Annotated in this window: 32 protein-coding genes and 1 pseudogene; 3 read left to right on the top strand and 30 right to left on the bottom strand. The window is 46.3% G+C overall.

Going from position 1 to position 19641, the window contains the following annotated elements:
* Positions 1-5: 5 nt before the first annotated feature.
* From FYJ84_RS09460 to FYJ84_RS09320, 30 genes and pseudogenes are all read right to left on the bottom strand, one after another.
* Positions 6-233 (bottom strand): DUF6148 family protein, encoded by a 228-nt coding sequence (locus FYJ84_RS09460; protein WP_154407365.1) that lies wholly within the window; start codon positions 231-233, stop codon positions 6-8.
* 9 nt (positions 234-242) lie between these two features.
* Positions 243-2075, bottom strand: a complete 1833-nt coding sequence (locus FYJ84_RS14700) for a phage terminase large subunit family protein (RefSeq protein WP_235901414.1) — start codon at positions 2073-2075, stop codon at positions 243-245.
* Positions 2076-2315: 240 nt separating this feature from the next.
* Positions 2316-3368: pseudogene (locus FYJ84_RS15060) on the bottom strand (phage terminase large subunit family protein); the annotation flags it as partial.
* A gap of 79 nt (positions 3369-3447) precedes the next feature.
* A complete protein-coding gene (locus FYJ84_RS09445) occupies positions 3448-3978 on the bottom strand; it encodes a hypothetical protein (RefSeq protein ID WP_154407364.1) in 531 nt (176 codons plus the stop codon).
* A 238-nt stretch (positions 3979-4216) separates the two neighbouring features.
* Positions 4217-4480: a hypothetical protein gene (locus FYJ84_RS09440; RefSeq protein WP_154407363.1), complete on the bottom strand. Its 264-nt coding sequence runs from the start codon at positions 4478-4480 to the stop codon at positions 4217-4219.
* Positions 4481-4575: 95 nt separating this feature from the next.
* Positions 4576-4767 (bottom strand): hypothetical protein, encoded by a 192-nt coding sequence (locus FYJ84_RS09435; RefSeq protein WP_154407362.1) that lies wholly within the window; start codon positions 4765-4767, stop codon positions 4576-4578.
* Positions 4768-5150: 383 nt separating this feature from the next.
* A complete protein-coding gene (locus FYJ84_RS09430; RefSeq protein ID WP_154407361.1) occupies positions 5151-5585 on the bottom strand; it encodes a hypothetical protein in 435 nt (144 codons plus the stop codon).
* Positions 5586-5602: 17 nt separating this feature from the next.
* On the bottom strand, positions 5603-5770 hold the full coding sequence (locus FYJ84_RS09425) for a hypothetical protein (RefSeq protein WP_154407360.1): 168 nt from the start codon (positions 5768-5770) through the stop codon (positions 5603-5605).
* 1 nt (position 5771) lies between these two features.
* Complete coding sequence (locus tag FYJ84_RS09420) at positions 5772-6008, bottom strand: hypothetical protein (protein WP_154407359.1); 237 nt, start codon at positions 6006-6008, stop codon at positions 5772-5774.
* The gene (locus tag FYJ84_RS09415) at positions 5974-6126 is read right to left on the bottom strand and encodes a hypothetical protein (protein ID WP_154407358.1); all 153 of its coding nucleotides are present in this window, start codon (positions 6124-6126) and stop codon (positions 5974-5976) included. Before FYJ84_RS09415 ends, FYJ84_RS09420 begins: the two co-directional genes overlap by 35 nt.
* 22 nt (positions 6127-6148) lie before the next feature.
* Positions 6149-6460 (bottom strand): hypothetical protein, encoded by a 312-nt coding sequence (locus FYJ84_RS09410; RefSeq protein ID WP_154407357.1) that lies wholly within the window; start codon positions 6458-6460, stop codon positions 6149-6151.
* Positions 6453-6803 carry a hypothetical protein gene (locus tag FYJ84_RS09405; protein WP_154407356.1) on the bottom strand — a complete coding sequence of 117 codons (351 nt, stop codon included), beginning with the start codon at positions 6801-6803 and terminating at the stop codon, positions 6453-6455. The genes FYJ84_RS09410 and FYJ84_RS09405 overlap by 8 nt, the downstream gene beginning before the upstream one ends.
* A 47-nt stretch (positions 6804-6850) precedes the next feature.
* Entirely contained in the window at positions 6851-6982 is a 132-nt protein-coding gene (locus tag FYJ84_RS14820) for a hypothetical protein (RefSeq protein ID WP_268878715.1), read from the bottom strand.
* A 128-nt stretch (positions 6983-7110) separates the two neighbouring features.
* Entirely contained in the window at positions 7111-7839 is a 729-nt protein-coding gene (locus FYJ84_RS09400; RefSeq protein ID WP_154407355.1) for a hypothetical protein, read from the bottom strand.
* Position 7840: 1 nt separating this feature from the next.
* The gene (locus tag FYJ84_RS09395; RefSeq protein ID WP_154407354.1) at positions 7841-9352 is read right to left on the bottom strand and encodes a ParB/RepB/Spo0J family partition protein; all 1512 of its coding nucleotides are present in this window, start codon (positions 9350-9352) and stop codon (positions 7841-7843) included.
* A 97-nt stretch (positions 9353-9449) separates the two neighbouring features.
* Positions 9450-9704 (bottom strand): hypothetical protein, encoded by a 255-nt coding sequence (locus tag FYJ84_RS09390; RefSeq protein WP_154407353.1) that lies wholly within the window; start codon positions 9702-9704, stop codon positions 9450-9452.
* Positions 9705-9718: 14 nt separating this feature from the next.
* Positions 9719-10561, bottom strand: coding sequence for a ParA family protein (locus FYJ84_RS09385; RefSeq protein WP_154407352.1), 843 nt, complete (start codon positions 10559-10561; stop codon positions 9719-9721).
* Positions 10558-11220: a Holliday junction resolvase RecU gene (locus FYJ84_RS09380; RefSeq protein ID WP_154407351.1), complete on the bottom strand. Its 663-nt coding sequence runs from the start codon at positions 11218-11220 to the stop codon at positions 10558-10560. The genes FYJ84_RS09385 and FYJ84_RS09380 overlap by 4 nt, the downstream gene beginning before the upstream one ends.
* Before the next feature lie 23 nt (positions 11221-11243).
* Entirely contained in the window at positions 11244-12068 is an 825-nt protein-coding gene (locus FYJ84_RS09375; protein WP_154407350.1) for a rolling circle replication-associated protein, read from the bottom strand.
* 359 nt (positions 12069-12427) lie between these two features.
* On the bottom strand, positions 12428-12646 hold the full coding sequence (locus FYJ84_RS09370; RefSeq protein ID WP_154407349.1) for a hypothetical protein: 219 nt from the start codon (positions 12644-12646) through the stop codon (positions 12428-12430).
* Positions 12636-12857: a hypothetical protein gene (locus tag FYJ84_RS09365; RefSeq protein ID WP_154407348.1), complete on the bottom strand. Its 222-nt coding sequence runs from the start codon at positions 12855-12857 to the stop codon at positions 12636-12638. Before FYJ84_RS09365 ends, FYJ84_RS09370 begins: the two co-directional genes overlap by 11 nt.
* A 49-nt stretch (positions 12858-12906) precedes the next feature.
* The gene (locus tag FYJ84_RS09360; RefSeq protein WP_154407347.1) at positions 12907-13068 is read right to left on the bottom strand and encodes a hypothetical protein; all 162 of its coding nucleotides are present in this window, start codon (positions 13066-13068) and stop codon (positions 12907-12909) included.
* A gap of 338 nt (positions 13069-13406) precedes the next feature.
* A complete protein-coding gene (locus FYJ84_RS09355) occupies positions 13407-13673 on the bottom strand; it encodes a hypothetical protein (RefSeq protein ID WP_154407346.1) in 267 nt (88 codons plus the stop codon).
* A gap of 30 nt (positions 13674-13703) precedes the next feature.
* Entirely contained in the window at positions 13704-13886 is a 183-nt protein-coding gene (locus tag FYJ84_RS09350) for a helix-turn-helix domain-containing protein (RefSeq protein ID WP_154407345.1), read from the bottom strand.
* 222 nt (positions 13887-14108) lie between these two features.
* Positions 14109-14333, bottom strand: coding sequence for a hypothetical protein (locus FYJ84_RS09345; protein ID WP_154407344.1), 225 nt, complete (start codon positions 14331-14333; stop codon positions 14109-14111).
* A 449-nt stretch (positions 14334-14782) separates the two neighbouring features.
* Entirely contained in the window at positions 14783-15793 is a 1011-nt protein-coding gene (locus FYJ84_RS09340) for a tyrosine-type recombinase/integrase (protein WP_154407343.1), read from the bottom strand.
* A 1-nt stretch (position 15794) separates the two neighbouring features.
* The gene (locus FYJ84_RS09335; protein ID WP_154407342.1) at positions 15795-16442 is read right to left on the bottom strand and encodes an N-6 DNA methylase; all 648 of its coding nucleotides are present in this window, start codon (positions 16440-16442) and stop codon (positions 15795-15797) included.
* Positions 16443-16451: 9 nt separating this feature from the next.
* Positions 16452-17447: a tyrosine-type recombinase/integrase gene (locus FYJ84_RS09330; RefSeq protein ID WP_154407341.1), complete on the bottom strand. Its 996-nt coding sequence runs from the start codon at positions 17445-17447 to the stop codon at positions 16452-16454.
* 35 nt (positions 17448-17482) lie between these two features.
* Complete coding sequence (locus FYJ84_RS09325) at positions 17483-17863, bottom strand: hypothetical protein (RefSeq protein WP_154407340.1); 381 nt, start codon at positions 17861-17863, stop codon at positions 17483-17485.
* The gene (locus FYJ84_RS09320; RefSeq protein WP_154407339.1) at positions 17778-17993 is read right to left on the bottom strand and encodes a hypothetical protein; all 216 of its coding nucleotides are present in this window, start codon (positions 17991-17993) and stop codon (positions 17778-17780) included. Before FYJ84_RS09320 ends, FYJ84_RS09325 begins: the two co-directional genes overlap by 86 nt.
* Before the next feature lie 139 nt (positions 17994-18132).
* On the opposite strand from FYJ84_RS09320, the gene FYJ84_RS09315 reads away from it, so the two are divergent.
* The 3 genes from FYJ84_RS09315 (at position 18133) to FYJ84_RS09310 (ending at position 19454) form a co-directional block, all read left to right on the top strand.
* The gene (locus tag FYJ84_RS09315) at positions 18133-18834 is read left to right on the top strand and encodes a helix-turn-helix domain-containing protein (RefSeq protein WP_154407338.1); all 702 of its coding nucleotides are present in this window, start codon (positions 18133-18135) and stop codon (positions 18832-18834) included.
* A 66-nt stretch (positions 18835-18900) separates the two neighbouring features.
* Entirely contained in the window at positions 18901-19053 is a 153-nt protein-coding gene (locus tag FYJ84_RS14470; RefSeq protein WP_205764181.1) for a hypothetical protein, read from the top strand.
* On the top strand, positions 19050-19454 hold the full coding sequence (locus tag FYJ84_RS09310) for a type II toxin-antitoxin system death-on-curing family toxin (RefSeq protein WP_154407337.1): 405 nt from the start codon (positions 19050-19052) through the stop codon (positions 19452-19454). Before FYJ84_RS14470 ends, FYJ84_RS09310 begins: the two co-directional genes overlap by 4 nt.
* Positions 19455-19641 lie beyond the last annotated feature (187 nt).

Below are 19641 nucleotides of genomic sequence, written 5' to 3'. Positions count from 1 at the left end.
ACACCTCAATCTATGAAAACTACTCGCTTGCTGCGCCGCATTTTTGCCTCTTCTCCATCGTCCAGAGTGGCACCGGCAGCCAGCAAATCATCTATCGCAGCCCTGATTTCAGCCAGATTGGCCCTTGTCAGGGCACGGTTGCCAATAGTATAGCTCTGGCCTGACAGAACTTTCTGCTCCGCCTGCCAATATTGGCGGAGACGTTCATTTCTCATCTTCTGGATGGTGTTCATTTTCTCACCTCAGTAATAATTCGGCGTGTAGGAGGAACATTTTGCAACGTTTTTCCGGGAATGATGCTCTCTTTTCGGGGCAAGTTCCCCGTTTTCCTCATTATCGCGGCGGCTAAACCTGCTTTTGGTACGTTTTTCAGGCGGAACGTAACGGCTTGCCACCAATCCGGAAGTTTTGCTGTGCGTGTCAGAGTCTGACACATCATTAGCTTCCCCGGAGGGCGGTTTTTGGCCGTGCAGCTGCTCATAGAGCAGTCCCCAGTCCGGCTTCATGGACTGCATGGCTGCCAGATTGTAGACACGGAGGTCAAGGGGCTCGTTCCTGACGCCTGATTTTGGAATCCAGACGTTTTTTAATACGCCGTTACGCTTAACCAGGCGTTTTTCCTCTGACAGCAGCCCCTTGAAGTACACTTCATCATAGCCCCGATACGGCAAATCTTCATCACCATCACGACCGAAGTGAAAATATTTGTCTCCTATCTCCTCAACGCCAAGCCTATTAAATACCTGCTGCTTGCCATCATCAACACCCAGGATAACCAGCGGCACCTTGCAGGCTACATCCTTGCCCAGCTTGTATACCAGCGGTATGCCCGGGCGGTTGGCATATCCCTTGATAGGGAACCTACCTGAGCCCAGATTTTTCTCGCAGTAGCGGTAGACAAATTCAGTATAGTGGCCGCCGGAGTCAATAAAGGTTCTGGCGATCTTCATGCCTGTGCCATCGGCAAAGGTATATATCCTGTCCAAGATGCCGTTCAGCTCCTGCCATGTGGCAGCTTCATCCGGCTTGGACAAAATCATGCCCTTGACGATGCCCCAGCATGCCTCCCCGAAGCCCCAGCCGCATACTTCATACTCCAGGCGGTTATCCTGGGTATCAACAGCAGCTGTCAGCAGCAGTACGCCATCCGGCAGGGCGGCACCGTACTGTTCCCGCCTTTTCATCAGTGGCAGTGCATCTATGGTGTTGTCATTTAAGGAATACGGCTCGCCAAAGCGAGTATTGACGATAACCTTTTCCCTGTTGGCATCGCCTCTAGCCTCCAGCCATTCTGTCATGATTTGCTTCCAGGACAGCCATGGACTGGTGAAAGCATTGAGCCAGAAGGAGCGTATACCATTTTGAATAGCCTCAGGATTTTGCGGTACATACTTCTGGAGAGTTGTCTTGATTTCCTGTTCGCTAAACTTGAAGCCGCAGTCAGGACAAACCCATTTCACATCGTTCACAACGATGATTTTGCGCTTTTTCTTGTCCTCATGCTCACTGTAGTCAGCCTCCATATCCACATAATGCAGTGCATGATATTCACCGCAGTTGGGGCATTGGTGCTGCCATTCCTCCTGAGTCCCGGCAAGGTATTCATCTGCAATCCTGCTTTCTCCCTCGTTGGTAGGTGTGGAAAATAGCCCCATGACACGGTTCCAGAAGGTGGTCATGCGCTTTTCTGCCAGTCCTACAGGATCACCCTCTCCACCAGCTGAGGCAGGGAACCTGTCCACCTCATCCGCCAGCAGGATGCGCACAGGCCTTGACGCAAGACCTGCAGGGGAATTTGCCCCGCACATAATCAGGCGCCCACCAGGAAAAATCTTCGACAGGATGGTGTTGTTGCCGTCCCTTGTCTTGGCTTCTCCCTTGCCATTCTTGCTCTTGATGTCATAAAACAGGCCGTTCAGCACCTTGGTATCACGAATCATAGGGGCAATACGGGACTTGGAAAAATCCTCTGCCATCTCTATGGTGGGCTGAATCATCATGATAGGGCATGGATCCAGATGGGCAAAGCGGCCAATGACATTGTTCATGATATCTGAATTATGAGTGGGTATCATCGCCTTGCCAGCTAAATACAAATGACTTGGCGAATCAACCTGTATACATTTCGTATCTTCATAACCTGCAAACTTAATATCAGTTATCCTTCTGCGCTCAGTTTCGCTTCGACGGTTCCCCGTCCTCAACGATAGCCTTGCTTTCTTTCTTGGCAATGAAAATACTGGCATGTCTTCATAGGCTGTAAAAGTGATGCGCCACACATCGTAAGATTTTCTTGTAGGCGAATTAGTGCACACGGCTTTTTTCTTCTTCAAAGTGTGCTTTATCCCTAATGTACAGAGAAGTTCCGATACACCATCTATCAATCTTTTTGATTTCAATGTAAGCTCGCAGATGCCTTTTGGTGACACATATCCATCTGTATCCATAATGCCTTGCAATAATTGCCAGCGTGCCTCTTGCGATGCGCGAAGGTATTCCAACGGGATATGTTTGTTATTTATCAGATTCAGTTTTTTTAGCAAATAGTGGCCAGTTTTTTGTATATGTGTCACAGGGTCAACAAATATCTCTTTTTTCCCCTTCCATTTGTTCTTAAGTGATAGTTGCCTGTTACATTCCATGCAATGCCCATATTTATCCAAACCAACAATCTGCTTATTGTGTCCGCGTTTACAGATTGGGTCATCAGGATTATACGGATTAAATTTTACAGTCATTACATTGGAGTGGTTTTTATCCTTATGCTGAACAACTACCTCATAACCATCTTTTTTCATTTTGTCAGCTATGAATAAATCATAATCCGGCATAGTTATTTGGGCTGATCGAGAATTACCATCTCCGAGCCAGACTCCAAGAGTATATGGCTTTAAGATTAACTCTGTATGGTTATCAGTAACAAGTGGCCTGTTCACAGGAATAGCGTATACATTTCTTTTCCCGTTTTTATATGTGCCGACCATATCCCTGGTTGCTTTTATGCCATCAGCTTTATCTGTCTGAATATACCAATCGTGATTTTCATCAGCAATTAATTGTGAGCCATCGGAAAAAGTGATTTCATAACAAGGTCTTGACTTCATAACTTCTGTACAGGCTATAACATTGCATAGATACCCATTTTCATCAAAAACTTTGTCACCTATTTTTAACGCTTCAATCGTTTTCCAGCCATCAGGTGTTGCTATAGGTGTACTCAGTTTCAATGCTTTGCCAATCTGACTGGAACTCATTACAACAACCTTGTTCACGCCCGACTGGGTGAAGGCATCCATGATTTCCTGCTGATACGGGGCGCGGGAGGTTTTCCACCGCCCAGGCTCTGCCGATATACCGGCAGATAACATCCTGTAGCTGTCCGCCCAGACGCTGGTGGATGTCTTCGGCTGCGGTTTAAGGCCTTTTTCAGACACATACGCCCACAGCTCATTCGCTGGTTTCAGCTTCTTCATTCTCCACCACCTCCTCGGACATAAACATCTCGGGCCTGTACTCTGATAGTTCAGCCAGCTTTTCCTCTATTTCCTGGGTCAGCACATCATAAATCCTGTCCCTGTCAGCTCCATTCAGGATAGGAGCCAGCTTTGAGGGCAGTCCCAGCAGCTGGGTGCGGAGGTTGGAAACCATTTCAGTCATAACCAGCTCCACAGTGGCAGCGTCATAAGCCCTGCCTTCCTCCTTGGCCAGACGAAGCTCTGACAGCTCGCGCTTTACCTTTTCGTGCTTGGCCTTCTCGGCCATGTAATCAAGCTCATTATCACTTTCAGACTTGCCTTTGAAGCTGGTATATGCCTGCACCGACTTCACCAGGAATACACCGCCGCTTTTATCGTTATCATCGCGGAAAACAACCCCCTCTTTGATTAGCTGTGCTACTCTGCCGGTAGTCAGCCCCAGGGCCTTGCCCAAATTCGTCTGAGATACGGTTATTTTACGTGGATCGCATGTCACTTTCATGGTTTCTTCACCTCCTGTTTTCTAAAATTTTCTGAACAATTTTTTGTTTTTCCGTAGATTGTTTAGAAATCACCAGCTTTGCACCATGCGAATTCTTTTACTTAGCCATAACTTTTTTGCATAGCTAGAGCGTTTTTGGGCTCGCAAGGTGAGCGCAGCCTTTTATTTTCGCTGAAAGAACCTACCCAAATTGCAAAACAGGCAATAGAAAAGGAACATAGCAATATACCATGTTCCTTTATTTCAGCACTTTTATATCCTTGTTTTTGTAGCTGCCGCCTGACTTCTGGCAGCGTGAGCCGCTGGCCCCCTGCATCAGGTCACGGGTGCTGACAGTCCTGCGTGTCCTGCACCTGCGATTGACACAGTATATCATAGCAGCCTGGCACACATCATCTTCATTGTGCGCACAGTCACTTGTATTGCAATACACCTTTGTCACCAGCTCACCGCCCTTCATCCGCGCAACAGAAAAGCCCCACAGCAACCTGTGAGGCTTCACTTTTTTCTTTATCCGCTAGTATAACCATTATACCACGGATTTTGGAAAATTATTCCCGGAATAAGAAATTTTTTCTATCCCTTGTGCCATCTGGCTTAGAGGGCATTTTCTGCCAAAAATTCTTTCACTTTTTCAGGATTCTTCTTGACGATGGCGGCCAGCTGGCGAATCAGCTCCCATTCGCTGTCAGATGCCCTGAGCTGGTGCTGTTTGCGTGGAACTCCCTCGGGTGCCGTCAGCTTCCGCCCGGAACCAGCTCTCGCCCCGCCCCATGTGTTTTCAGTCATGTTGCTCACTCACCTTTCTTTAAAAGTTTCTTGATTGCGTTTCTCAGATTGTAGACTGCAAGCACAAAGGCAGCAGTTGCAATCACAAATGTTATCTCTTGCATATCTTTGCCATGACGATTATAATATAACCAAGGAGTCGGCTCCCCTGCCGCAGCAAGGGAGCTTTTGCATTACTTCTTGGAGGCCTTGTACACGATAATCGCGGTTGCCAAGTTGATTATCGCTGTTACAAGGCTTATTATATCGTCCATGACTTTCCCTCCTTTCCTTAACTCTGATTATATTATAACATACGTTTTGTATTTTTGTCAATGCTTTTTCAAGATTTTTATAAAAAATTTTAGCCGTGAGTACATGTTTTATCTGTACCCACGGCTTTTTTAGTACACTCTTATAAGTCCTGCCTGAACCGCCACGGCAACAGCATGGCTTTTGATGCGGTCCAGCATTGTATAATATTTGCTTTTGGATATATATCCTCTTTGGCAATCCTTGAAATATTGCCTCTTGTTCCTATACCTGCTTTCCGCCAAAACCCTTTGCTCTCCATCAAGGCTGCCGTATATCCTCTTGATGGCAATCAGCCATTCTTCTGGCCGGAATACCTCCGAACCGTCCGATAGCACCACCTTGGCAAGTGGTGCTATATTGCGAAGGGCTGCGTTTTCGGTCGGGTTGCTGATGACCTTGCCGGAAGAATTTCCTGATGAGGCACTGTCCAGCCGTGCCTCCATGACGGCCTGACGGATTTCCTTCTCCCGGAATAAATGCCATTCAACTATTTTGGTGTATTTGTTGCCTGTATTTCTGTTCAATCAGCTTCCCGCCCTTCTCATATTTTTTCAAATTCTGCACATTGCTGGACCGCGCCAGTATCGTGCATATAGTACATAGAATTCTCATTGATGCATCTGTACTTCAGGCGGCCCTTGCGCATAACCTCGTCCCAGTATTTGCAATCAATGCAGCTCATTTCCATGTCCGTATCTTCTTGCATCATGTCAATACCTCTCTATTTCGCTGATTAATGTATTTAGGCTGTTGCCTATCTGCCCAAATGCCATGCTGGCCCCCTGCTTGAAAGCAATTGCGTACATGAGCGTTTCCTTGACCTCTTCGTCAGTTTCCTTCTGGAGCTTTTCATTAAGCTCATCGATTTGCTTAATCAGATCATCATCCCACTTTTCCAGCTCTTTTATCTTGCTAGCGATGATATAACACATTTTTGATTTTTCCATCAGTGTATCTCCTTCTTCTTGGTTTTGCTGCTCCTATGAATATGCAGATGAACAATGCTCCAAGCGCACCGCCCACCAAGACTCCGCCCAGGAAAGCAGCTATTGTCAGGATGTCCATAATATCACCCCTCCCATGTGAATTATACGCGGAAATATCCGCCGCCATATCGGTAGTATTCGTATGTCGGCAACTCCGTGTTTTGCCCCTGGTACTTATAGCTGTGATTGTCTGCAAAACAATCAAGTTCCTCCTGTGCCTTGCGGATGTCTTTCTCGGTATCACTGTATTTGCCACGGCATCTTACGCTTTCATCATCGTATATGGCAAGATGGCCAATGTACCTGTCAGATATTTCTCCGTTCTTCCAGACAATAATCCTGCCAATACAGCGGGTTGAATAAGTCGTTTTCTTCTTTTGCGAATACGCCCTGTATTTTGATAACTTAATCATTTTGCTCGCTCCCTTGGATTGTGCAGTTGCTTTTCTCCTCGTATCCTAAGCGTTTTGCCCATCTCTCATACTTTGAGTAGTCGTCAATGTGGGCATACCGATCACTATTAGTCAGTAGCCACAGCACCGATATAACATCCTTCTGTTCTTCTATGAAGTTATCATACGCCTCAATCTTATCTATCGGCGTGGCGTTTTCGCTCAACTCAAGTGCCCTGATGAGCTTCAAGGAAGCCTTGGACAGCTCACTACATTCCTCGGCAAGCTGCTCTAAGAGCTCGCGAGCTGTTAATGTGTTCATAATGTATTCTGCGTATTTATTCATTCCTGAAATCAACTCCATCTAGTTTTTACACATAGAAAAATATTTGCTTTATATTTTTTGCTCACTCATCCGCTTATTCCCCTGAAAAATTCCGCTGCTGCTATAATTCCCAGCACAAAGCCGCTACCAAAGGTTGCGGACAGGCCTATCAATAAATCCTTTTCACTGATACTTAAAAAATCACTAAGCTCTTTCATATTCACCACTCCCGCAATGCATATTTTTCACGCTTAATCAGGCTTTCAAGGCTCATGCCTCCTGATACTGCCCTTAAAAGGGGCCCTATCGCTACGGCAGAAGCAATAGGGCTTTTTTATTGCCTTTTTCAGGCTTCAGCACAGGCCGTATCAAATATACCCCTGCCGTGCCTGATTGGATTAAACTCCTTGAACTGTGTCTTGCACAGCTTCTCCAAATAATCCATTTTCTTCTGGTGGTCATCTATGCCCGTGTCATATCTGACACGCAATGTTTCGATAAATCGCTGGAGGCGGATGCGGCGGAAGCCGAAGACGTCATGAAGCACCAACATGGAGGCTACCTCGGATTTTTGAAACTCATAGTAGGTGCGCTTGAACTTCTTGTAGATGAATACTGGGCTTTGTGTCGCTGTTCCCTGTATTCTGTCCATAACCCGCCCATCAGGATCAAATGGTTCCAGCTCATAATCTGTCATGCCGAATGAGCCTGCATCCTCTTTGGGACTGCCATGCACCGTGTATTTCACAATATCGTCGAAGCTGCCACCGCTTGTATCGTCAATAGCGTATTTATACACTGACTGCAACTCATCCCGGTACTGCAATAGCTGCCTTGATGAGAATTGAAATCCGTCCTTCAGGACCAGCATGTGGAGCCACAATGCGTGGCCCCTGGCAACATCAATCAGCTTCTGCAACTCATCCGCCCGGATGTAGTTGCTCCGCTTTTCTTCCTGAATAGCTGCATGGATTTCCTTGGTGCTGAAGGGCTTCCTGCCGGGCATGTCCTTGATGCGCTCCCTGTCATAGCGTTTCACCTGGTTGATTAATATCTTTTTACTGAACTTCGCCATGTCATACACCTGCCCTCTTCATGTTAAAATCAAGCTGCTTGTTGTTTTCCCTGGCTTCCAGCAGGAAATCATCACTGTACGGATAATGGTCAGGCAGGTTGCAGGCCTTATCAACGTACAGCGGGCAATCGGGTGTGCAGCCGCCAGCGATTTCAATAATCTTATTGCAGCCACTTTTTAGGTGTGTGGCGAGATATGTCATATTGTTAATTAAACTCAACACTTCCAGATGTCTACTGCCGTAGCTGTCTTTGAGAGCCTGCATTCTCTTTTTCTTGGCGCAGTCCTGATATAATTCGCAATGGTTATTGCATTTATCGCAACAGCCTTGGCACCTGGTAGCCTCGTGACATTCATGACACTCTGCCAAGGCTGACGGAAATGCGCATGTGCCCTCTACATAGCCGGAATTAGGTGTCCAATATGCAGGCGAAGCCTTAGTATCAGAAACAGCATTTTCTTTTTTCTGCGTGTCAGAGTGTGACACGCTTTTTTCTTGCTCACGATAAGCAGCTCCCTGCTCTCTATGGCACCCCTGTCTCGCGCCGCAACCGGCAAGGCACGCTTTGCAGCAGCCGACACAGTTGGTACCCAGATGGCACTGCTCACACGGCTCTATATCGGTCGCGCCAACCTTTTCTACATTGCGCATGATTTCCAGCCGTCTTTCCTCCGGCAGCTCCACCCAGCCACTGTATGGATTCCATTTTTTTGGTATTTTCTCCTGTTCCTGCGTGTCAGAGTGTGACACGCTTTCATCCGCGCTGTCTGATTCAATTTCCTTCGGCTCACTCTCGCCAGCTTCAAAATATTTGGCAAAATGCGCCCTAATAATGTCCGCTGACAGTAATTGCGGTGGTTCAATGTCTCCGTACTCTATAGCTTCAATCAAGGCAACCTGTTCCTCATCTGGCAGCTTAGATGCCTCAATGGCCGCCGATTTAGACATACTGCCGTTAAGATAATAATCCAGCAATATGCCATTCAGGTTGTTTGCGAGTTGGAGAAACGCTCCCACGCTTCCGCTGGAGATATTCAGCTTCTTGGCCACCATATCCCGGACACGCCCCGGCAGGTTCTCTTTTTCCTTCTGCTCGGTCAGAAGCTCATACAGTTTGATAGCTTGGAGAAACTGCTCCCGGCGTGTCATGTGCCTGTTTACTGCATTGGCAGAAATCAGCTTGATAGCGATGCTGGTTTCGTCCTTGTCGCTGTCCAGAATAACAGGTATCGTTTTCCATTGCTCCTTGTCCTGCTTTGCCAGCAGGCGGAGTGCTTTTACCCGCCTGTGGCCGCTGATGATGCGATACATTCCGCCCGGCATGAACCGCACCAGCGGATATTGCATGAGGCCGTTCAGCTCTATATCCGCTGCCAGTTCCTCTATCCCGTCCGTGTTATATATTTCCTCGTTCATCGGGTCTTCCTCGAGCTGATTGAGGTTTACCCAGCGCATTTCATTGGCCGGCTTGCTTTCGCCATTGCCAACAGCAGTTATACTAAACTTTGGCATTTTGCTTTCTCCTTTGCTTTTGTCACATCAAAATCAGTGCTATAAGGACAATCAAACATGTCTTAATTGATGTCCGGATAATTGTCATATCTGTCTCCTATACCACCAAGCACGTCATCAGCCATGCTGACAATGTGGTCAGCATTACCTTTGCTATATTCCCCCATGTCAGGCTGCTTCTTTCCATGCCGATATTCTCGCAGAACTCACTCAGCGCGGCATCTATCCTCTGCTGGCGGAGCTGACTTTTCTCCGCCCGGATGGCAACACGCTTCACCAGCACATTGCGCTTTGTGATGCTTCTTACCGGATAACTGCCTGCACGGCACCTTGCCTTTTTGATCCTCTCCATCGCGGTACCTCCTTTCACACGCGAGCAGTATCATCAACTGCGTTATTAGCAACAAACTCGAGGTACTCGGCTGCCAGCTCCTTGTAATTCCTGGCCGCCTGGCTCCGACCGCTCAATACCGTTATGAGCTCGGAGCCAAAAGTCGTATCATTGACTCTTGGAGAATATTTAATTTTCGTGTTCATGATTTTGTACCGCTGGTTCCCTGTGCTGGCATGGCCGCCTGCCAGCCATTCAACACCCTCGTTCTCCAGCTGGTTTCCGCTGTGCTGCATCGTCACCAGGCAGCCAACGAAATTGATATGGGGTTTCCAGTATGACATGTCCTGTATCTGGTCCATCAGGGTGGATATGCCATAGAAGCTGTACTTGTCTATCTTCACCGGAATGATGAAATCATCAGAGGAAACTATGGCATTGATGAAGCTGACCTCAAGGTTCGGGCCGTTATCGATGATGGCAAAATCATAATCCTCCGCCACCTGCTTGAGTGCTTCTCTAAGCCTTATCTGTGTCGGCATACCGCTGGTTCTGCTGATTAAATCATGATTGGCAGCGGCCAGGTTCATGTTGGCTGGAACAACATCGATGTTTGGATTGGACGTCTTTTTGATGCAGTCATCAATCTCGTTTTCCAAGCAGAGGATTTCCGCTGTGCCGATGTTGTCCGGGTGAAATACCTGGAAGAACTGGCTGGCATTTCCCTGCTGGTCATTGTCTATTACCAGCACCCTCTTGCCAAAATCCGTGGCAAGGATACCGGCAAGGTTTACGGCCGTGGTGGTCTTGCCCACGCCGCCTTTCAGGTTGCAGATGCTCAGCACCCGCATTTTTCTCTTTATTCTGTTTTCTGTCATTTGGTCTGCTCCTTTTTCTTGTTCATGTCTTCGTCTGCATCCGCGATGCTGTACTTGCGCATAAATTCCAGGCGGTGTTCCTTTGGCCGCTTGTAATGCAGGAACATGATTGCATTGCCTGTGAATTTTACTTCAAAAGGCTCCAGCTCCTGCTGGCTGGCGGAATAGTGCCCCAGGATTCGCTTCATGTCGCGGAAAATTTTCCATGGCACGAAATAGTATCTGCCTTGGATGCCGCAGCACACCGCCGTGATTGCTCCCAGAGCTGTATGGGTGTCCAGGGCACGTTGCTGATTTTCCGTCACCGCCTTGAGGCGTATCCTGGTGGTGTCAGTGTATTTCGCCTCGAATACGATGCACCGCCCGGACGGGTATATGCTCCCGATGAAATCCGGCTCTGCGTGCTCCTGAAAATATATCTGTGCTTTTCCGTTGCGGTATTTCTTTACCACTCTGAATGGCTCCGGCACCTTGATAACTTTGGCGATGCCATTCAGCAGGTATTCCTCCGCTGCGGTTTCAATCTGCTTTTCCATCAGATGCCCGGCATCGTTTGCCATCTGCCCCTTCAGCTTGTTGGTGGCATACATCCTCTGGCACTCCGCCCGGTGCGCTTCTGCATCGTAATCCTTGTCCCAGGGCATTGTGTCAAATCTCATTCAGTCCGCTCCCCTCCTCTTTTTTATCCACTGACTGTGTTTTTCCTGTGGATATGTTCTTTATCTTTTGTTTCTTTCACTCTCATCCGGCAGAAGATATACCACCGCCCGGTCTGCTCATTGAAGGACTTTTCTATGCTTTGGACTCGGTATCCCTTGTTGTCCTTCTCTATGGCACTGATGAACAGCTCGCTGTCCTCCGGCAGCTCCACGATGCTGGCAAACCGCTTCTTGGATATGCTGCTTTTAGCTTCGCTTATCCATGGGCGCACCAGCCCTCTGGATGGTATCCACCGCTTTTGCCACTTGCTTCTTTCGTTTTCCTCCCCGGATGGGAGATTCCCCCCGCCTTTGGCAAGATAGCTGATGATGGCGGAGAGGCCATCTCTGCTGTCAGCTTTCAGCCTGTCTGCATTGCAGTACCCATGCGTCCAGGTGGCCTCCACGGTATCCCTGTCCATCTCCCCATCCATGATGATGTGAAAATGGAACCGTCCAGTCTTGGAAACCTCGAAGACGATGATGTATCTGGCATTGCCCAGGCCTCTCCTTTTCCTCTTGCCATTGATGTTCCGAAGGAATGCTTTTGCTCTTTTCTTTGCTTCTTCCTCTGACTCAGGATAATTCTCTTTCCGGAATGTCAGATGGAGGACTAAATCTCTCCCTCCCTTAAAATTTGCTTCTACCAGAGCCTCGAAGTATCTCCGGGCCCTTTTCTCGTTTAACTTCTTTTGCTTGGGCATGGATTCTTTATAAATTTTCCTGCCCCGGCGAAGGTGATCACCGTTAGAAGAACTGGAATCAAAATCAAGATACATAACCTGCATGAACTCCGCTTTCCTGTTCATGCTGGATGCATGTCTCCTAATTCTTCTAACGCTGGCCATCTTCTCACCACCTAAATTTGAACTTTTTAAAATTTATTTTTATGAAATTAAGATATGCAGACTTGTTAATACCCTACTACAAGCCCCCAAAGCGGCCACCACCGCTTTTCTTTTTCGCAAGCTCCGGCAGGAGCGAAATGCTCCTGCTGAAACTTGCTTCTATATAATATAGAGGGTATGCTGCGGCAGCCACTACGCAACCAACAGCACCTGACGAAATTGGTTGTTACTTTTATTGAAAGGAAATGTTTTAAAATGGATTCTAGTTGTATACATCAGGAAGAATATATGGGTGTCAGGTGCTGGTGGCTACGGAGCAGCTATCCAAGCTGCTTTCTTCTGTAATAACTGCATGTCCAGAGAAGCGGCACGAAATATTCGCAGTCAGGGCAGTGCTTCATGTGCACCGCCCCTTGGTGCATCGGACATATCACGGAGCTTACGAATGATGGCTTGCCGCAGATGCGGCATCTGACGCCATCTCGCTCCGCATTCCTGGTGGCGTCAGTATGCCTGCCGGAAGTAATGTCACATTTCACTTGTCATTACCTTCCTCAGCCCTCGGCGGGCTGCATAGGCCTCCAGCATTTCCACCGCCAAATCCTTGTCATACATGTGCGGCAGTACAGGATGAGGACGGTATGTATCTACTAGCCCTGGCTCCGCAACACATATATAGAAAACTTTCTTGCTGTTACCAAAGCCGATTGTATATTTACAGCCGTCTTCATCAATGTATATAGGTCTCATTTTTCTACTCTCCTTTTTTGTTTTCCATTTAACTTGATATGAGATTTTATTAGCCAGTGAGAACACTATTCTCTTGGGCTTTTTCGCGCTCTTTTTCATCTGCCACAATAGACTTTGCTATTTCTTTCGCCATAAGACGTATGGCGAAATCTATGCAATTATTTTGTTCCAGGAAGCTTATCTTTGGATTCTGAAATCTTTTGTCTTCCATATATTCCTCCTAGTTCATTTTCTGCTGCGATATGCAGCAACTTCGGCAGGAAGCCGGGGATCCGGTAATGGCTGGTAAGAGACTTCCTTATCCCTGCCGGGTGAATTTACCCAAGACCGGCGGTGCAGTCTTGACCAAAGTTGCTGCATATCGCAGCAAATTGCTGCTTTTAATTTTCTTTCTCCTGCCATGCTGGCAGCCATCAGCAGGATAGCCAAGCCATACAAAATTCTATCCTTATCCCTGCCCCTGGCAGAAAGTGGTGATACTGAAGAACCAGGGTGGTTCAGTCTTTCTGATGGCTCCCGGCATGGCGGGAGTTTTTTTCATGGAGCTTCCTATCTCCAAAATTTTTCATCATTCTCTGCAAGGAGTAGCCTGGCTTCTGCCCGGAGCTGGCTGGCTTGAAGCATGACAGCTGTGCGCATGTTGGTTATCTCATTCAGATCGGCATCTGCTCTATGATTCCAGATGAACACAGCGGCCTTGCCAAGCTGCCGTGCCTGATAAAAGAGCCTGGCTGCCCTGCGGCAGTCAGCCTGCCGTTTTCTCCTCCAGAATATGAGCATATTCTTCTCTGCTTCTTTTATTTTTGGCTTGTACATGTTTTTCTCCTTTCCGCCCGGCCGGGGCTTTTATTTTCCCAGCACCAATTTCACACCTAATGCCCGGCAAATTTTATCTGCATTCCTTAAGCTCGGTTCGCTTTTGCCTTTGCTGTAATTAATTATCTGACCTAGCGAGATGCCCGTTTGTTTTGCCAAACTATAAAGGCTGACCTCGCCAATGTTTCTCTGTAAAAAATTACTAAATTGCATTTTCCACTCCTCCGAATAGTGTAATATATTGCACTATTCTTTCATTTGTGATATATTCACCCACGAGAGGTGATATACAATGTATCTTTTTCGTAGTAAAGTTGGTACTTTCTGTATCTGCTGGGATGGTATCAGGTGGCATCTAGCCGTCAACGGCAATGTGCTTGATGTATATGATTCGCCAATCGCCGCAGCTGATAATGTTTACCTACATGTGACAGGTTACATGCCCTGGGACAGACTGGATGGTATTATAGACGGGCCAACAGATCTGTCTGAATGGAACTTTGTAGAGATATAGATAAGCCCCCGCAATAGCCCTATTCCCATATTCACCGCATATATATCCGCATCTTCCCGCGCCATATACTCTTGTAAGTATTCCCAATAAAACTTTTGAATTTCTAAGAGAAGTTCTTTTTCTTCCTTTTCGAATGTTTTATCCATATATACTCCTTTCCGCCCGGATGGGCTTATGCTGGCTGGCCAGCTTCGGCATAATCCGCCTTACGGCCACTTACGCGACCGTAGGCAAAAATGGTCAGTCAGAAAAAAATTTTGGTTTGATACCTACGGAATTGAGAAGTTCTAATCCCACTTTCGCAATCGTTCCGGCAGTACCTCGCTGGCGATGCGAAAGTATTTGAGGTACTTATCCTGCCAGTCTCGGAACTGGCAGTGCAGTCTACACCGGAACGCTTAGCAATAAGCAGAAGTATTGCCCTGAATATCCGACAGGGCTTTTCTTTTTCTCCCGCCATGCTGGCAGCCATCAGCAGGATAGACAAGCCATACAAAATTCTATCCTTATCCCTGTCCCTGGTAGAAAGTGGTGATACCGAAGAACCAGGGTGGTTCAGTCTTTCTGATGGCTCCCGGCATGGCGGGAGAATCTTCTATTGACAGTATTTCTCATAAGAATGTCTTATCTCACGGCTGTCCGTACCTATATAGATAGAAGTTGTTTTTATTTGGGAATGCCCAAGTATGTGTTGTATTTGGTCGATTTGCATTCCTTTTCCAGCAGCCATCGTTGCGAAGGTATGCCGAAAGCGATGCGGATAGGTGTTTTCCACCTTCGCCTTCCTGCCCAGCGTTCTCAGTATCCATTCCAGAGCATTTATGGTTAGCGGCTGGGTCTCCCCGCCTTTTCGCCTCATACTCTGAAACAGACATTGTGATTCTTCACGCGGATTTTTCTTTAAATATTCATTCATCCAATAAGCAGCAGACTCGTTATAGAACACAGTTCGTTCCTTGTTGCCCTTACCCAGCACCACAATACTTTTTTTGACAAAATCAATATCCTGAATCTTGATGCCAACTATTTCGCCCACCCTGCAGCCTGTAGCAAGCAGCATTTCTATAATGGCCCTCTCCCTCAGCGGGGCAACAGCCCGAAGCTTTTCTATCTCTGCATGTGAAAATGGTTTCCTTACTGATTTTGGCATTTTTATGCATGGCACTCTATCTACTGGATTGGTATTAATATGACCGTTTGTTACCATCCATGAGAATAAAGTGCTTAATATCCTTCTATTGTTGTCCAAGGTTGCCCTTGATAATCCCTTGTTCATTTTTTCAGCTAAAAAATACTGCACATCTACTGAATCAATTTCCTTCAGGCACTTATTTTTCATCGTCTTCAGGAAATCCCTTATGCTTAATCCATATTGCTTCAAGGTTTTCGGAGATAATCCTTCAATGGTCTTGCACACTACAAAACTTTTTAGGATATCATTGTTTGTGTCATTGTAAGCAATCAGTTCTCTGCTAACCGCGTGTACATCAAAAAGCTGGAGCTTTTCACATAGTACATTCCGGATGCGCAAAACATCCTCTCGTCCAAAATGCTCTGTAAGTGCAATTATGACCTCGTGAACAAGGGATTCTTTTTCATTGTACATATTAACACTTCACTTCCATAAATCCCCTATTCATCATCCACCACGGTGTATAGAAGGTTTTATTCTCCACCATTCTCAATGTGTCACCATGGATGATTTTTGCAGGTATGCCGTACAGAGTCATCTGTAAGTAACACATTGTTACGCATCTGATATCTACATCGCAGGCTTCAACCCTCAACACCTGCTGGGGGTTGTACCCAAGCTTCATTAAGTAATTGCATAATCCCAATACATTGGCTCCGGCCCCAACGGCCGGCTCACAAACAGTCAGTACATTGCGCTCTTTCAACGTTTCTATATCAGCCCCCAGAGAAGCAAGTAAATCTGCCAAGTGTTGCGGAGTGAAAAACTGGCCCCGGTCCTGGTTGTGGAGCTCAAGGACATGGAATAGCCTGCCTAGCACATCATAAAAGTTACGCTTATTGGCATGTTCTTCCATCATCATCATCACATAAGCAAAAGCATTGGATAAATGTTCTTTGTCTTTTCCTTGATAACGGGCAGTATTCAATCCCAAGTAAGAGGCTGTATTTTTATCCTGCCGATAATTAATTTCTGACATCGCCATATACAGCATGTCAAAAAATGCTGTATATGGATCGGAGCACTGAACGCTCCTTATCTCCTTGATAAAGGCTTTTTCCATGTGATCACCTCAGTAACAATATTTTCCATGAGAATACTTAACTTCTTCATCATTGACTTTGGCGTAAATTGTCGTTGTATCTAGGCTTTCATGACCCAAAAGCCGCTGGAGTACCTCTACTGGCATACCTCTATTTATTGCTCTTGTGGCAAACGTATGCCTAAGCTTATGAGGAAAAATTTTAACCCCTGCTCTCCGCCCTACTTCTCTAACAATAATCTCAATGCCTGATATTTCCAGTTTGCGATGTAATTTATTATCACTGACAAATAAAGCTGGGTTATTGTCATTCCTTGTTGCTAAATATTGTTGTAAATAGAATTTAGCTGTTTCGTTAAAAAATACCTTGCGTTCTTTGTTTCCTTTTCCAAGCACTATAGCTTCGCTTCTCTCAAAGTCTATCTGCTGCCTTTCCATGCGGACAATTTCGCCCACTCGGCATCCAGTACTTAGAAATACCTCAATGAGAGCTCGTTCTCGGATGTCGCATGCTTGCCTAATTTTTTCTAAATCTTCCTCAGGAACAGCTTCTCTAGTGCGCTTGGGAAATTTTATTCTTGGTATCAGGTCCATTGGATTGTCACTTCTAAATTTATTTTTGTGTAACCAGCCAAAGAATGCGCTTAAATTTCTTCTGTGGTTATCAATAGTGACATTTTTTATTCCTTTTTGTTTCTTTTGTGCTAAAAAATATTGAATGGCTATAACATCTACTTTTGTCAATTCAACATTTCCTACGACATTTAAAAAATCTGATAGAGTAGATGAATAGAATTCAAGCGATCTTTTGCTTAATCCAGCCACCTGCTTAGCTGCAAAATAATACTTCAATATTTTTGTATTATCATCCCGATGCACGACCAAATCCGTGCACTGCTTTGTCATTGTGATACCATGCAGGCATAGCATTAATGCCTGGTTGATATCCTGTATTTGCGGGGCTGAAAAATTTTTAAGCAATTTAGCATTAAGATTTCTCAGGAACTCATCTTTGACATCCGTCATATTTTTCTTCCTTCTTTATCTGACAGATTTTTATATTAGAGAAATGTGACTTTGCCGGATGCTATCAGCGCATCCGCACTGGCAAAGCCGTGGCTCTCGGCATGGTGATTCGTCATCATACCGAAAGTGTTATTGCAGATGAGGCATCTGCATGGGTTCCAGCGGCTGGCAGTTTTGGATGGCCAGTGGTAGAAGCGCGGTGCCTTGGCACTTGCCTCGTTAACTGCCTGGGATGCCCGCTTTGTTAAAATCCATTTTATTTTTTTCAGAGCTTCGTGATGAATACGCTTCATAGTTACCTGCCACTTCTCCTTTCCGCCCGGCCGGGGCTTATGCTGGCTGGCCAGCTTTGGCATCTGCCATGGCCTTGGCGTAGCCTGCTTTGTAGCCTTCGGCGTAATCTGCTTTTCTGCCACTGACACGGCCGTAAGCAAAAATGGATGCACTACGGAAAATCTGCTCCTGTGAGTCAGTATCCAGTTCCCTGACCGTGTTGAAAATCTTCCGGAGGCCTGCTGGAATGTTAGTTGAAATTTCGTTGGTCATGTTTTTCCATCTCCTTTCGCTAATTCCTATTATCGTAACTTTCGATTATATTCTATTACGATTTTTAGAAAATGTCAATAACTTTTCTCTTTACTTTTTCCGATTTTCGTAATAATATATATACAAGGAGGTTTTTGTTATGACTATTAATGGAAGAATTAAGGAATTACGCAAACAATTAGGTCTAAACCAGACTGCATTTGGTGAAAAAATAGGAATAAAGGTATCTCAAGCAAGCTATATAGAAAAAGATGGCAACACCGTTACTCAACGCGTTATCCAGCTTATCTGCACCAACTTCAATGTATCTGAACAATGGCTTGTGGATGGCACAGGGGAGATGTATACCAGCACCGAGGACGGAGTTATCCAGCAGCTGGTAAAGGAATACAGCCTGACGCCGGAGCAGGAAATCTTTGCCAGGCAATGGCTGCAACTGCCAGCGGATGCCAAGGATGCCGTTGTGGATTATGTCCTGCAGGTGGCAAATGCCATACATGCAAGCCGTGGAACTCATCAGCTCCAGTCCCCAGGCTTTATCCCCGGCCCTGCCCACAAAAACGGCGGCCAGCCCATAGCCACCCCATCTGCTCAGCCCTTTCCACATCCGTCAGAAGTAATGGGCGTGTCACACTCTGACACATCCGCCCGGCCAGCCAGCTTCCCAGGCTCTGACCATGTGGCAGAAAGCACTGCCGCCTACCATGCCCCTGCCGACAGCTCCGCCCGGCCCGCTGGCATATCCGATGATGAATGGCAGCTCCTGCAGGCCGCCCGCAGGGAAAAAGCTCAAACGTCAGGTACATCCGGCTCTATCGACTCCGAAGAAAATAGGGCTTGAGACAAATAAAAAGTAGTTGTTTCACTTTTGGAAACAACCACTCAATATAACGAAAGGACGATTTTTATGAAAGAATTTACAATGAACTCCAAACCAAACACCGATAAGCGTATACTTACAAGCCAAAACTCCCCTGAAATAGCTGAACGCATAAAGCAGGCATCTGCTGAAATACTGAAAAGAAACTATAATCTCTACAAGGAGCTGGAGAATAAATGAGCAACACTGCCGAAAACATCCAGCTACTACTTGCCGATATTCTTTCATTTCACGAAGAACTTGAAAAAGTATTCGCTATGGAAAAAGGTATTCATGACCACGGCCTTCTGGAATCAGCTGTACATGCACCGTTTCAAACATTTGGAGGTGAAGACCTGTACCCAGATGTTTATGCCAAAGCTGCCCGGCTGTGCTTCGGCATTGCTAAAGATCACCCTTTCCGGGATGGCAACAAGCGCACAGCAGTACACGCAGCCCTTGTTTACCTAACCATCAATTCTATAAAGCTGCATTATCAGGATATTGAGCTGGAAACGGCCATCATTGATGTTGCTGCCGGAAATATGACAAGTGACGAACTTGCCTATTGGTTCCAGCAGCACACGGATGCCAAGAGCTAACCTGCCTGTCCAGCAGGCATATCCGATGATGAATAGCAGCTCCTGCAGGCCGCCCGCAGGGAAAAAGCTCAAATGTCAGGTACATCCGTCTCCACCTGCTCCGAGAAAAATAGAGCTTGAGGCAAATAAAAAAGCCAACTGTTTCCTGAATGGAAATGGTTGGCTGATAAAAATCAATATCACATAG

The organism is Anaerovibrio slackiae, assembly GCF_009695585.1.
GTDB lineage: Bacteria > Bacillota > Negativicutes > Selenomonadales > Selenomonadaceae > Anaerovibrio > Anaerovibrio slackiae.
This window is presented reverse-complemented; position numbering and strand designations above follow the sequence as displayed.